13 protein-coding genes are annotated in these 14785 nt (G+C 39.5%); 11 read left to right on the top strand and 2 right to left on the bottom strand.

Annotated elements, in window-relative coordinates:
* Window positions 1-76: 76 nt before the first annotated feature.
* The 10 genes from AC1HJP_RS05460 (at window position 77) to AC1HJP_RS05415 (ending at window position 9887) form a co-directional block, all read left to right on the top strand.
* On the top strand, window positions 77-1663 hold the full coding sequence (locus AC1HJP_RS05460) for a winged helix-turn-helix domain-containing protein (protein ID WP_480360863.1): 1587 nt from the start codon (window positions 77-79) through the stop codon (window positions 1661-1663).
* Between the two features lie 246 nt (window positions 1664-1909).
* Complete coding sequence (locus tag AC1HJP_RS05455) at window positions 1910-3340, top strand: S41 family peptidase (RefSeq protein WP_480360861.1); 1431 nt, start codon at window positions 1910-1912, stop codon at window positions 3338-3340.
* Window positions 3337-4026 carry a response regulator transcription factor gene (locus tag AC1HJP_RS05450; RefSeq protein WP_480360859.1) on the top strand — a complete coding sequence of 230 codons (690 nt, stop codon included), beginning with the start codon at window positions 3337-3339 and terminating at the stop codon, window positions 4024-4026. Before AC1HJP_RS05455 ends, AC1HJP_RS05450 begins: the two co-directional genes overlap by 4 nt.
* Window positions 4027-4080: 54 nt before the next feature.
* On the top strand, window positions 4081-5334 hold the full coding sequence (locus AC1HJP_RS05445) for a sensor histidine kinase (RefSeq protein ID WP_480360857.1): 1254 nt from the start codon (window positions 4081-4083) through the stop codon (window positions 5332-5334).
* Window positions 5335-5409: 75 nt separating this feature from the next.
* Window positions 5410-6507, top strand: coding sequence for a type 1 glutamine amidotransferase domain-containing protein (locus tag AC1HJP_RS05440; RefSeq protein ID WP_480360856.1), 1098 nt, complete (start codon window positions 5410-5412; stop codon window positions 6505-6507).
* 90 nt (window positions 6508-6597) lie between these two features.
* Window positions 6598-7446, top strand: a complete 849-nt coding sequence (locus tag AC1HJP_RS05435) for an SPFH domain-containing protein (protein ID WP_480360855.1) — start codon at window positions 6598-6600, stop codon at window positions 7444-7446.
* 68 nt (window positions 7447-7514) lie between these two features.
* Window positions 7515-7715, top strand: a complete 201-nt coding sequence (locus AC1HJP_RS05430; RefSeq protein ID WP_480360854.1) for a type II toxin-antitoxin system antitoxin — start codon at window positions 7515-7517, stop codon at window positions 7713-7715.
* Window positions 7716-7789: 74 nt separating this feature from the next.
* Window positions 7790-8107 (top strand): cupin domain-containing protein, encoded by a 318-nt coding sequence (locus AC1HJP_RS05425; protein WP_480360853.1) that lies wholly within the window; start codon window positions 7790-7792, stop codon window positions 8105-8107.
* Between the two features lie 5 nt (window positions 8108-8112).
* Window positions 8113-8364: a hypothetical protein gene (locus AC1HJP_RS05420; protein ID WP_480360852.1), complete on the top strand. Its 252-nt coding sequence runs from the start codon at window positions 8113-8115 to the stop codon at window positions 8362-8364.
* Window positions 8365-8597: 233 nt separating this feature from the next.
* Complete coding sequence (locus tag AC1HJP_RS05415; RefSeq protein WP_480360851.1) at window positions 8598-9887, top strand: diguanylate cyclase domain-containing protein; 1290 nt, start codon at window positions 8598-8600, stop codon at window positions 9885-9887.
* Window positions 9888-10231: 344 nt separating this feature from the next.
* On the opposite strand, the gene AC1HJP_RS05410 is transcribed toward AC1HJP_RS05415, so the two are convergent.
* Window positions 10232-12241: a urocanate hydratase gene (locus AC1HJP_RS05410; RefSeq protein WP_480360849.1), complete on the bottom strand. Its 2010-nt coding sequence runs from the start codon at window positions 12239-12241 to the stop codon at window positions 10232-10234.
* Window positions 12242-12251: 10 nt separating this feature from the next.
* Window positions 12252-13751, bottom strand: coding sequence for a histidine ammonia-lyase (hutH, locus tag AC1HJP_RS05405; protein ID WP_480360847.1), 1500 nt, complete (start codon window positions 13749-13751; stop codon window positions 12252-12254).
* A 126-nt stretch (window positions 13752-13877) separates the two neighbouring features.
* On the opposite strand from hutH, the gene AC1HJP_RS05400 reads away from it, so the two are divergent.
* On the top strand, window positions 13878-14774 hold the full coding sequence (locus tag AC1HJP_RS05400) for a LysR family transcriptional regulator (protein WP_480360846.1): 897 nt from the start codon (window positions 13878-13880) through the stop codon (window positions 14772-14774).
* The last annotated feature ends 11 nt before the right edge of the window (window positions 14775-14785 follow it).

The following is a 14785-nucleotide window of genomic DNA, read 5'->3' as shown; positions in this document are numbered from 1 at the left end:
GTGAGTTAGGGTGACGCACAGTGACAAAAGAACTTATCTAATAATAAGAATTAGTTAAGGGTATTTAAGGAATAAGATGTCAATTTATAAAGTCGGAGACAACCTAACTTTAAACCTTGATGAACGAAAATTATTTCAAGGTTCTACAGAGGTTACTTTGCCTGAGTTATCTTATCGATTATTAGTGTGTTTGGTTGAACGCGCGCCGAATGTCGTTTCTCATGACATTCTCTTAGACTTTGTATGGCAGGGGAAAATCGTCTCAGAAGACACCATTAAAAAGCGTGTATCTCGTCTTAGGGAAGTTTTGGCAGTCGAAAAAGAACAAGACCTTATTATTGCAGAACGAGGCCTAGGATATCGTTTAAATTTATCAGTTAAGATTGTAGAACATACAGTTAGCCAACTAGAAGAACAACAAAATCCATCGAAACTTGTAAGTCCACAATTACATTTTTTTACTAGGCATCGTGTCATACTTGGTGGATTAGTCATCTTTGGGATCATTGCGTTAGGTGTTTTTAAGCAAACTGAACCGAGCAAGATACAGCAACCAGAACAAGAAAATATAAGCCTATCATCTCACGATGCATCGAGAGAGCTAGATGTGGCGCGATTTATGGGGATACAAGACCTATCACAAATAGATAGTGGGATTAGTGACCTAGAAAACTCAATCAAACACGCCAGCAATAAAGTCGCTATTTTTTCAATATTAAGTGAATTGTATTTAAATAAACATAAGTTACATGGCGCAAATCAGGCTGATTTAATACAAGCTTATCAATTTGCATTAAAGGCAGTTAACGCGTCGAACAGCCAACCTTGGCCTTATGTTGCGCTTGGGAATGTGCAAATTGAGCAGGGAAAATATAAAAACACCATTGAAAGTGCGAACAAAGCCATATCACTCTCACCCAAATGGGTGAACGCGCATGCCGTTAAATCTAGCGCCCTGAATCACCGTGGTGATATTTCAGGAGCGTGGCAAGCGATTCAAATTGCACATAAATTACAACCAGACAATCCGCTTGTACAAGATATACGGGCTCAGGTTTTATTAAATAAAAACATGTTTAGTTGGAGTGACCGTCATTTAGAGTCATTGATAGCATCTTCTCCGAATGATGCGTTTTATGTACTGAGCCAAGCTGAGTATTTCTTGGCAATTAAGCATTATAAAAAAGCTGAGAAAACCTTAACTGATTTACTGACATTAAGGCCTAACTTTATTGAAGCCCATCTACTTTTGGCAAGCGCTTTAGAGTTACAAGGAAATATAGAAAAGTCACTATTTCATTTAGAGCGAGTTGCTAATAGCCAAAGTAAATATGCACAGCTAGCGCAGTTGTTCGCCAATTTAGTTGACGGTAAAAATAGAATTGTGAAGGGAAAAACCTCAGAAGGTGATTCATACTCCAATCAATTTATCGCTTCGCTCATCGCGTTAAATAACAAAGATCCTGAGCAATTTTTACATTTAGTAGATAAAGCCGTACAAAGCGGGTTTTCTAAAGAGTATTTATTAGAATCCAATATTATTTATACTTCGTTAGAGCAACAAGTGCATAATGATAAGCAACTCAAAGACTTCCAAGACCTTAAAACAAACCTGTTTAATATCAAGCAAGCACGGCGAGTAAAGCGGGTGCCTATCCTGTAGTTGAAATTAAGTATTAGTATTTCACGACAAAACCTTCACAAACACTTTGCTAACTTTGTGATACCAATCCTCTTAATCAAGTGATCTATTTTTAGGCAAAGAAAACTTGTCGATAGCAAGGCGAAGATTTTGCTATTTAGTTGTTCTAAAGAAGATATTTCTAACGAAGCTAGCGTCAGTTTTAGTCCCTCAAAATGATTGAGTATTTTTGAGGATTGGTATGAGATACCGCAAAGGAGCAAAGTGATGTTGAAAAAAATTCTAAAACCTCTCAATAAATCATTGATGATGGCATGTATGCTACCTATGTTAGTAGCCTGCCAAGGTAGTCATTTAGAGATAATGCCTGACTTGTCTGATGAGTCTTTACTTACAGAGCATTTATCCGTTGAGCAAATGCATCAAGATATTGATGCTCTGTTAAAAGGCGCACTGGAGCGTCACCCAAACCTTGAAAAATACACTCAAGTCTCTGAGCTAAAAAGCTATACCGAAGTACTCAAGTCGCAAATTACTCGGCCTTTAATGCGAACCGAGTTTTACAAAATAGTAGGTCAACTCAGCCATAAATTTAATGATGGTCATGCGTTTTTGATTTGGCCTTACCAAGAATATAGCTTGCTTAAAGAACAAGGTGCGAAACCTTTTCCTTTTGAAGTATTTATCAATTCCAAACAAGAGCTATATATTCAGCACGACTATCAGTCTGGTAGTGAACGCGTCTTGAGCGAAAGCAAAATCGTATCAATTAATGGTATATCGACAGAAAAACTAATCTCGACAATGCAAAGATATACAGGTGGAGAAAGTCGGCTACTTAGAGAAAAAGTCGTGGCAGCGAGATTCCCAGTTAATTTATGGGCTGTATACGGATTTATTAATGAATTTAAACTTGAAATAGAAGTCGAGGGGAGAGCCAAAACCCTGCAGATCACCCAAGCCCAAGATTGGCAACAGACAGCAACTGCTATTTCAGGAAAAACAAATCAAGACCATTACTTTAAAGAGTTAGAAAAAGGTGTAGGTTTATTATATTTAGATCACTTTGATATAAAACCAAGCGAGTTTGAAGATTTTGTTGACGAAAGTTTTGAGCAAATTAAAGCGTTAAACATTCACTCTCTCATTATTGATATTAGAAACAACCCCGGCGGTAATACGGATACAGTCGCTTATTTAAGTCGTTATCTTGCAAATAAGCCATTTAGATTGGTCTCTGCACTGCAAGAAAAACTCAACAAAGACAACCGTGGTTGGTTTAATTATAAAGGGAAAGTAGGGGAAATTGTCGACACGGGTTGGGATGATTGGGAAACGCCAATGAGTGACGATATCAGGTTTTCTGGTAAGGTTTATTTACTGACAGGCGCTATTAGTTATTCAGCAGCTATCGTATTTGCAACGACCTTAAAAGATAATGGCTTTGCAACCTTAGTAGGCCAGCCAACACAAGGTTTTGCCAATCAATCAGGGCAGGGAAATTTATTCAATTTACCTCATTCAGAATTGAGAGCCTATATTACGACTCGTTTGTTAGTTAGACCGAGTGGGGAGTTGACTCAACAAGGTGTTCAACCACATTATGAGATTGAGCCAGGCAATAGCATTACGCAAAACATGGATGATAAGACCATTGCGGCCACACTAGAATTAATACGACAAAAGACAGTTAAATGAATAAAGAAAAAAGCCGTATTTTATTGGTTGAAGATAATCAGCAATTAGCAGAGCAACTGTGCAATTTTCTTATGCAAAAAGGCATGGTCGTGGACTATGCCTGTAATGGTCAAACAGCGACTAACTTACTTGAATCTGAGCATTTTGATGTTGTGATATTAGATTTAACCTTACCTGATACAGATGGGTTAAATCTTTGTCGTTTTATCAAATCTGAGCTTGCGACGAATATTCCGGTGTTGATGCTCACCGCAAGAGACAGTATTGAAGAAAAACTTGATGGCTTTTCACACGGCACAGACGATTACCTCACAAAACCTTACGTGTTAGAAGAGGTTTATGTTCGGTGTTTAGCACTCGCTAGAAGGCATCAATTACATAAGTCTCAGAAGACATGTATTGGTGATTTAGAAATAGACTTTCATCAAAAAACAGTCCATCGGGGAGGCCAGAACATAAAACTCTCAAAAACTGATTTCTTATTGCTTAAATTGCTTGCAGAAGCATACCCGAATGCCCTTAGTAAACGCCAATTGATTGAAAAAGTATGGGGAGATGATATGCCTGATACCGATGCCGTTCGCAGTCATATCTATACGCTTCGCAACGCCATTGATAAACCTTTTGAGTGCCCGATGATTAAAACGGTTCACGGAATTGGGTTTAAAATTGTTGCGTCAGAGTAATACGTGTCTAAAAAACGAGTAGCTTAACAAGAATGACTAAAATAAAGTGATGCAATGATGAAAAGCCTTTCAAGTAGTATAAGTCGCGTAATTATAGGGACTGTGATATCCATCTCGCTTATTTATAGCTTGTTGATTATTTTATATGCTTGGACAATTGAAGATAATATATTTAACCGCTTAGTCAACGACGAAGCGACTTATATTACTGAACAATTTAAACGTTCAGGCGAAGTGCTCCCCCCAAAAGCAGATTACATGTACTTGGTTGAAAATTTTGCAGATCTACCTATCGAGATCCAAAAAGAATACCCGTCAAACTCTAGCAAAATCGAGTATCAAATAAGTTCAGACAAAACGCTCCATATGACCACCATCGAATTAGGTCGACAACAGTTATTTTTGCTCGCTGACGTAGAGCAGTTCGAGGTCAGCAAAGATAATATGCCAAACTTGCTCGTGTGGCTTTTAGTAATTGCTTGTATTATTTCCGTCATATCACTGTTAATAAGCTTATTGACTGCCAAGAAGATAACAAGGCCTTTAAAAACACTCACATCTCAAGTGAACACAAAAAAGGCAGACAATATTGAGCCTGACACGTTTCCAGAAAACGAAATTGGTTTATTAGCACTCAATACTAAAAACGCTTTTACTCAGTTGAATAATGCGCTTGAACGAGAGCGCGTTTTTACCAAAGACATAAGTCATGAAATCAGAACGCCTGTGGCGATTATTCAAAATGTACTTTCAGAAAGTAAAGAAGAAAAAATAATCACAGAAAATAATTTTGATACAGTTGCCAAGGCAGTTGCCAATATCAATCAAATCACTTCAATTTTATTGGCGCTTGCACGTTCAGAATCAAGTCAAACAGAGACGGTCAATTTAACTGCCGAGATAGAGTCTTTGATTATTAACCAATTTGACTTTTTACTTGCAGAGGCAGGAAAACATCTTGAGTTAACCCTTAATTTTGAGGGCGATGTGAAAATAACGTGCAACCAAAACCTGGTTAGTATTCTAATGCTAAATCTACTGTCGAACATGGTCCGACACGCAAGTGGCGATAATGCCGACATTACCTTAAATGAGCGGCAGCTTATTTTTAAAAACCAGACTCAACAAAATACCATTAATTTACCCTTTGTAAGCGGTGTAAAAGGCGAGCAGAGTGAAGGGTTAGGGCATGGTTTAAACTTGATAAAGCGTATTTGTGAACAATCAAATTGGCAATTGCACATTGAACAACCGCCAGGTTACTTTATAGTGCAAATAAGCCTTGGTAACTCGCCCTCAAACACTTAAATAAATATAAATCACGACAAAGTCACGACAACTGATTGGTTAAAGTGTTGCTAACTTCAACAAGGAGAAGCAGCAATGAAATATTTAACTTTATTCATAATTTGTCTGGGTTTAATAAGCCCCCATGTATTTGCCAAAAAAGTCGCTTTATTAATTTCCGGTTACGGCAATGAAACCCAAGGTAAAATTAGTTATGACCTTGAAGAGCTTGCACAAACTTATTTGGTTTTGCATAACCATAACTTAGAGCTTGATATTGTCACGCCTAAAGGCGGTGAAGTTGTCGTTAAGACAAATAAAGACAACCTAGCTTATATACAAAAATTCAAAGGCCTTGCCCTTCATAAATTGCAAAATACTCACTCAGCAAAACAAGCAAGTGGGCAAAGCTATGACGCTTTATTTATTGTTGGTGGAGATGGCGCAATGTTTGACTTACCTTTTGACCCTGCAACTCAAGCTTTCATTAGTCAGTTTATCGAACAGGAATCTCCAATCGCCGCTGTATGTCATGGCCCTGCTGCATTGGTTAATTTAAAGCGCAAGGATGGTCGATTCTTTGTTGCAGGCAAAAAGGTAAATAGTTTTACACAGATCGAAGAGCAAGCTTTTAATTCAGAGTTACTTGATAAGTTTCCATTTTTACTTGAAGAAAAGTTGATTGAGCGCGGTGCGACATTTGTGAAAAACAGCCCAATGATGCCGTATATTTCTGTTGATGGAACGCTTATAACAGCTCAAAACCCGATGAGTGTCGCTAAAGCCGCAGAAGCCTTGTTATTAAAGTTAGGCATTTCACCAAAGCAAAGAGCACCCTTTAAAGATGAAGCAACGTTCGAGTTAATTACTCAAGCAAAGTTAAACGGTGCTGCGGTTATTTCAATTGAACTTGCCAAAGATAAAGCGAAATATGACTTAAATTATCTAGGCCTTTACGCTTTTTACGCATACAGACTTGCGCAATCGAAAGAGCAAAAATTACAGGAGCTCACGCTTAAAGCCGAAATAGCAAACATTTTTAAGCATCCTAAATTATCAGAGTCTCTCATTAATGCTTATCTTGAGCAGCAATTAGTTAATGAGGCAAAGGCAGCTTATCAAGCATTTAAAGAGGATTTTCCAAGCGATAAATCCATTGCATCTATTGAGAATAAAATAAATAGTTACAAATAGACTGCGTAATTATAGGAACAAAATGCTTGCCTAACATCCCAACTCGATCTAATGTGATATCAACTTGATATCACATTGATGGAGTTTTCAATGAAAGAAACAAAAGGATTCTCAACAAACGGCTATGGTGCAACGGTGATTTTTATTGCAATTGCATTAGCCTGCTTAAGCCAATTTAACCCTATAAATGGGAGTGGCATTTTATTTGTTGTTCTGGCTGTGCTTAGTTTGGCATGTTTAACAGGTTTATTCATGGTGCAGCCAAACCAAGGCCGTGTACTGACTTTGTTTGGCAGTTACGTAGGCACAGTAAAAGAAAATGGCTTACGTTGGACTGTGCCTTTCTTTATTCGTAGAAATATTTCTTTAAGATTAAGAAATTTTGAAAGTAATAAGATCAAAGTCAATGATGCACATGGCAATCCAATTGAGATTGCCACCGTAGTTGTGTGGTCAGTGAATGACACAGCAGAAGCCGTATTTGAAGTAGATGACTACGAAAGCTTTGTAAATATTCAAAGTGAAGCGGCGCTAAGAAATATGTCGAGTGCTTATCCCTACGATCAACATGACGGTGACGAAATCGCATTGCGCAGTCACCCAATTCAAGTCTCTGAAGCATTAAAGACAGAAATTCAAGACAGATTGGCAAAAGCAGGAGTAAAAGTGCATGAAGCCCGAATTTCGCACCTTGCTTATGCGTCAGAAATTGCCAGTGCCATGTTACAGCGTCAACAAGCTTCAGCCATTATAGCTGCAAGACAAAAAATCGTAGATGGTGCGGTTGGTATGGTGGAGCTAGCGCTAAGCCGATTGTCTGAACGAGAAATCGTAGAGCTAGACGAAGAGCGTAAAGCCGCTATGGTCAGCAACTTGCTGGTGGTATTATGCGCCGAGCAAAATACGCAACCTGTGGTCAATGCAGGTAGTTTATACTAGTACTTGTTTTTAAATTAAGTCGAAGTTGTCGTTTAGGCTTCGACTTACCAATTTTTTTGAGGATTATTTTGGCCAGTAAGAAAAGTTATCCACTGAGAATAAACCCTGATGTATTAGCGGCAGTTCAGCGCTGGGCCGACGATGACTTACGCAGTGTAAACGCGCAAATAGAATATATTTTGCGAGATGCATTGGTAAAATCGGGCAGGGTAAAAATAGTGCAAAAAGTGGTAACTGAAGTACAGCCACAAAGGGAAGACGACGAGTAAATACTCATTGAACTTGGCTTGGTTAATTCTCAATAAAAAAAGAAGATTAATAAGCTAAACCAAAAGAATAAACTATGATAAAAAATTTGTTAAACAGCTTACCTAATAACCTTCAAGAAGAGGCTTTTGAAGATCTGATCAAAACCGATTCAGTTCGCATTGAGCGTATTGTTTCTCATGGACACAGCTCACCTGAGACGGGTTGGTATGACCAAGACGAACATGAATGGGTGATGGTCTTAGAGGGCTTTGGTGTACTTGAATTTGAAAGTGGTGAATGTATAACGCTAGAGCAAGGTGATTCATTGAATATTCCTGCCAACAAAAAGCACAAAGTGAAACAAACCTCAGACCTTCAACCAACGATTTGGTTGGCTGTTTTTTATAAATAATCGCTATGGCAAAACCGAATAAGAAAGGGCCGGTAAGAACGGTTGATATTTTTTGCGCAAAATGTCGTACTCAACTTTTTAAATACCGAAAGGGTGGTAAAGGCGCCTTAGTCAAATGTTTTGAAGAGCGAATTGTTAAAGATTACACAAACGATAAAACTCATTGTCCACAGTGCAATATCGAATTTGCGAGAAAAACACTGATCAGAGGCACCCCTGCACTCAAAGTCGTTGGCGGTAAGGTTACTTTTAAATAACCTCTTATTTTTTACAAAATTGTTACGCTAAGCGTACTCTGTTCAACAGACGTTGATTTATCAGAGATTAAAATCCGATTATGTCTAAATTATTATGTTATCAATGCAATTTGGCTGTATTTAAAGATTCTCCAGATTTATCCGAAAACATGTTTCGAGGACAGCAATCATTTGTTGGTGAGAAGACATAATATAAGTAATATGCTTTTACAGGTTTTTTTAAGAGTTCAGACGTGTATCAAGAAGTTGCAGTTGACCATTTATCGGTAATTACCACATCGAACGAGCTAAATGCTTTTGACTATTCTCCGGATATCATTTGGGTTTTTGATTTAGACCGCCATGGCTTTTGGTGGGGTAATAAGAACGCACTGGATTTTTGGGGCCTTAGTGACGTTCAGCAATTGATCGATAAAGACCTGTCTGGTGATACTGAAGGTGCTCGCAAACGCACAGAACAAACATTTGTCAAAGCAGCACAAGAAGGGTTAACAAAAGACCCTTGGACAACATACCCAAATGGCCAGCCAAAAGTCATGCTGATGCGCCACGTTGCGGTTTTACTTGGTCCAGAAAAGCACCGAGGGATTATCGCTTTTATCAGTGAGCAGATGGATACCAGTAGCCAGCCTGAAAACTTACTCTTTGCTGAAGCGATGCGATATACCACTGTAGCGGTAAGTTGCTACGACATGGATGGCAAACGCCTTTTTGAAAACCCAGCTTTTACTGATTGGTATAGCAACATAGATAAAGACGAAAATCTCAGTGATTTTGAAACACGCTTTAAAGAACAATCAGAAGGAAGTACACGTTTAACAGCCTCTCAAAGCCAAAAAGCAGGGTGTGAAGAGCATATTATGCAAACCAATATAGGGGAGCAGCGACACACCGTGGACATCCGCATAAGTCGTCATCCACTGACTGGTGATTTTGTTTTTCTAGTGACTGAATATAATGTCACTGAGTTACACGATACGATCCAAGAGCTTCAGAAGACAAAAAGCGAACTTAAAAAAATAGCGCATTATGATCCTTTGACCAAACTGCCTTCTGTTTGGCTGACTAAAGAGAGATTAAATTCAGCATTTAAACAAGCGAAACGCTCAGATAAGCAACTGGCTGTGATGTTTCTTGATTTAGATGGTTTTAAAGCAGTTAATGATACTTATGGGCATGGTGCTGGAGATGAATTGCTTAAACAAGTCGCGACTAGGTTAAGTAAGATTTTTAGAGAATCAGATACAGTGGGTCGCCTAGGTGGAGATGAGTTTTTAATTTGCTTACCTAACCTCGAAAATAAGCAAAGTGCAGTTAACTTAGCGAAAAAGGCCGTGACAGAGATTGCAAAAAGTTATCAAGTTAAAGACAGCGAAGGTAAGTTGAATAAGGTTAATATTAGCGCCAGCTTAGGCATCGCTTATTACAGTGACAATAACCACAGTATAGAAACATTGATCCGATGTGCGGATGAAAAAATGTATCAAGCGAAGAATTGCGGTAAAAATCGTATTGCAATATAAATTCGAAATTTCAATTTTTACCAATTCTTGATAATACTCAATCATTATGAGGGACTAAAATCACGCTAAGTTCGTTTAAAATTCTTATGGATGCAGAAAGTAGAGCAATGCAGGAGCAATTGCCGAGAACAAATAAATAGCTAAATTTTGCCTTGCATAAATGGATGTAGGTACCTTAGCAATAGCAGGACGCGTGAGCGGTGTCATCAAAGAGTTTTCCTTGCTTCAAAATAGATCACTTACTTAAGCAGACGGCTTTAAGAGAATTATTATAAGAGGAATGATATGTAAAAAAGGCCATTTCATTTTTGAAACGGCCTTGTGAATATCATGTATTAGTTAAACTAAAAGTCTAGTTTATTTAAAATTTCGTCTTCGACATTTTGTGAAAGCGTGACTTTAAGTTTAGGTGTGCGTTCCATTTCACGCTTAATAGCGAAGTTAGCTTCTTCGTTACGTGCCCAGCTGCGACGTGCAATACCATTGTTTACGTCGAACAGTAGCATTGACTTAAGACGACGATCAGCATCGTCACTACCGTCAAGTAACATACCGAAACCACCATTCATTACTTCACCCCAGCCAACGCCACCGCCATTGTGGATAGACACCCAAGTGGCACCACGGAAACCGTCTCCGATCACATTGTGAATCGCCATGTCTGCTGTGAAGCGGCTGCCATCATAGATGTTAGATGTTTCGCGAAATGGTGAATCGGTACCAGATACATCGTGGTGGTCGCGACCAAGTACAACAGGACCAATCTCACCGCGCTCTATGGCATCGTTAAATGCTTTAGCAATCTTAATACGACCTTCAGAATCAGCGTAAAGAATACGCGCTTGAGAGCCAACCACTAGCTTGTTTTCTTTCGCGTCTTTGATCCAAGTGATGTTGTCTTGCATCTGTTGCTGAATTTCTTCTGGCGAGTTCGCCATGATTTCTTCAAGCACTTGCGCTGCAATCGCATCCGTTTTGTCTAAGTCTGCAGGGTTACCAGAAGTACATACCCAACGGAACGGACCAAAGCCATAGTCGAAACACATAGGACCTAGAATATCTTGCACGTATGACGGATATTTAAAGTCGATGCCATTTTCAGCCATAACATCACCGCCCGCACGTGATGATTCAAGTAAGAAAGCATTACCATAATCAAAGAAGTAAGTGCCTTTCGCTGTGTGCTTGTTTACCGCTTCAGCGTGGCGCTTAAGAGTTGATTGTACTTTTTCTTTGAATAGGTCAGGCTCTTCACGAATTAAGCGATTTGATTCTTCGTAGCTAATATCAACCGGGTAGTATCCGCCTGACCATGGGTTATGAAGCGACGTTTGGTCTGAGCCTAAATGTACAAAAATGTCTTCTGCTAAGAAGCTTTCCCATACGTTTACAATGTTACCAATGAACGCAATAGACACCACTTCTTCGTTTTCTTGTGCTTTGCGTACACGTGCAACAAGATCATCTATGTTATCAACAAGTTCATCTACCCAACCTTGCTCATGACGCTTAATCGCTGCTTTCGGGTTCACTTCAGCACATACAGTAATACAGTTAGCAATATTACCCGCTTTAGGCTGTGCACCACTCATACCGCCAAGACCGGCGGTTAAGAAGATCTTACCTTTTGGTGATTCGCCTTTGTTAAGTACTTTACGGAATGCATTCATTACCGTAATGGTTGTACCGTGCACAATGCCTTGAGGACCAATGTACATAAATGAGCCTGCTGTCATTTGGCCATATTGCGTTACACCTAGCGCATTGAATTTTTCCCAGTCATCCGGCTTTGAATAATTCGGGATCATCATACCATTGGTTACAACCACACGCGGTGCATCTTTAGAGGATGGGAATAAGCCCATAGGGTGGCCAGAATACATATGTAGCGTTTGGTCTTCTTCCATCTCGCTTAGGTACTTCATGGCAAGTAAGTATTGTGCCCAGTTTTGGAATACAGCGCCGTTACCACCGTAAGTGATAAGTTCTTCAGGATGCTGTGCCACTGCTGGATCAAGATTATTGTCGATCATTAGCATGATCGCAGCAGCTTGTTCGCATTTTGCAGGGTAGTCAGAGATTGAACGCGCTTTTAGCTCATAGTTAGGCTTAAAGCGGTACATATAAATACGGCCAAAATCTTTCAATTCTTGTGCAAATTCTTCTGCAAGTTCTGCGTGCCACTCTTTCGGGAAATAACGTAGCGCATTACGCACCGCTAACTGCTTTTCTTCAAGCGATAAAATATCTTTACGCTTTGGCGCGCGGTTAGCGCCTGTTGGATATGCTTTAGATGCTGGTAATTCATTAGGAATACCTTGCTTGATTATGTTCTGAAATTCTTGTACGTTCATGTCGTTATCCTTAGTTCAGCGTAACAGTAAATGCTTGAGATTTCACAAACTCAACCATGGCATCAATGTCAGGCTTTAGTAGTCTGTCTTCTTCTAATTTCGCAACCTTAGTACGAATAAGCGCATGATTTTGTTCAATGATATCTGAACATGTATTTGGGCGTCTGAAGTCAACCGCTTGCGCTGCGTACATTAATTCGATTGCGAAGATTTTCTCAAGATTACCAAGAATTTGGTTAAGTTTACGGCCCGAAATACTGCCCATAGACACGTGATCTTCCTGGCCCATAGAGGTAGGTACACTGTCCGCTGACGGTGGGAAGCACAGTGATTTGTTTTCCGTTACAAGTGCCGCAGTGGTGTATTGCGGGATCATCATGCCTGAGTTTAGGCCACCAGATGTAGTCAGTAGGCGTGGCAAACCGTGTAAACCTTCGAGTAATAAATAACAGCGACGGTCTGAAATGTTCCCCAGTTCAGCAGCGGCAATTGACGCATAATCAAGTGCCATTGCCAACGGTTGACCGTGGAAACTACCACCCGAAATCGCTTCTTCTTCACTGATCACAATTGGGTTATCAGTGACCGAGTTCATTTCAATTTCAACAAGTTCTTTTAAGTGGTTGTAAGCGTTGCGTGATGCACCGTGCACCTGTGGAATACAGCGCAGCGAATAAGGGTCTTGTACGCGGTCACAGTCAGTGTGATCTGCCATATTTTGTGAATCTTTAAATAGACGACGCATGCGTGTAGCGACTTCAACATTGCCAGCAAAGGCACGAATTGCATGTAGCTCTTCTCTAAATGGCGATTGGCTACCTTGCATACCTTCAATGCTCATTGCACCTGCTACATCGGCAAGGTCAAGCAAGTAACGCATCTTAGTTAGGCCAGTAATACCATGCGATAAAATAAACTGTGTACCATTAATTAGCGCTAAACCTTCTTTAGCATGAAGATCCATTGGCTCTAAACCATTATCAGCAAGGGCTTTTGCCGCAGGAACAATTTGATTACCAACCCAAAACTCGCCTTCACCTAAAAGAGGTAAGAATAAGTGAGATAATGGCGCTAAATCACCTGATGCACCCACCGAGCCTTGCTCTGGTACGACTGGAATTAAATCAAGCTCAATAAACTTCAGCATGCGCTCAACGGTTTCTAGGCGAATACCTGAGAAACCTTGGCTTAAGGCGTGCACTTTAGTGATAAGCATCAATTTAGAAATCGATTTAGCAATGGGATTACCAACACCAACTGCGTGAGTGATCAGCAGGTTTTTTTGTAATAGGTTTGTTTCTTCTGGGGTGATTTGCGTATCACATAAAGGACCAAAGCCAGTGTTAATGCCATACACCGCTTTGTCTGATGCCGCCATTTTGTCAACGCGCTGGCGGCTTGTATTAATTTTGCTGATAGCTTCACTTGTTAAAACAGCTTCAACTGAACCATTTGCAATACCATTTACAGTATCAAGATCTAGACGGTCTACACCATATCTAAACGTCATCTTGTTCTCCAAATTCATTGAGTTCTTATATTTATGGAACAAATATTAACGAGTGGATGATGTTTCATAAATTGCATATAATCGGCATTCATTCCGGTTTTATCAAACTATATATTTGGCACATTAATGCAAATACATGACGTAGATCTCAAATTATTGAGAGTTTTTGTTGCAATCGTAGAGTGTGGTGGTTTATCTGCTGCAGAATCAAGATTAAATATTGGACGTTCTACCATTAGTTCCCATTTATCGGACTTAGAGGTTCGTTTAGGCATAAAACTTTGTAAGCGAGGTAGAAGTGGTTTTGAGTTAACAGAGCCGGGTAGAGTAACCTATCAAGCTTCTTTAGAGCTCTTACGTCAATGTGAAGCCTTTGCAAATACTATAGCTAGTTCTAAAAATGAACTATCGGGTCGAGTGAGTATCTCTGTCATAGATACCATGGTGAGTGATCCTCGCTGTGGCGTTGCACAAGCGATAGCGTCACTTCGCCAGCTAAGTAAGAATATTCAATTTGATATTAATGTTTGTGAGGCCAGAGAAGTTGAAACTTCAGTAATAAATGGTCGTTCACTCGTAGGTTTAGGTGTGAGTCGTCATCATATAAGAGGGCTTGAATATATTCCGCTACATAATGAAAGTAACTATCTTTATTGTGGGAAAGGCCATGAACTGTTCTCTTTAGAAGGAAAGGTATTGTCTGAGCGTTTATCTGATGCTGAAGTGATTACTTCAAATTATATGAGAGACAAAGAAGTCAGAAATGATGGTTTGAATTATCAAAACAGTGCAACCGCATATCACGATGAAGGCATTGCTCATTTAATTTTATCTGGTGAATTTATTGGTTATCTTCCAGAACATTACGCGAGTTTCTGGGTTAATAAAGGTCTAATGAAGGTCATAGAGCCAGAAAATTATACATATCAGATCCCCGTGAGTTTAATCATTTCGAAAAATAACCAAGAAAATCCATTGTCAAATGCCATCGTTGAAGCACTTATAAGCTCACACAAAGACTAATTTTAATGATT

Source organism: Pseudoalteromonas sp. NFXS53, assembly GCF_056629255.1.
Note: the sequence above shows the minus strand (reverse complement) of the source record. Positions and strands in the feature narration are given on the sequence as shown.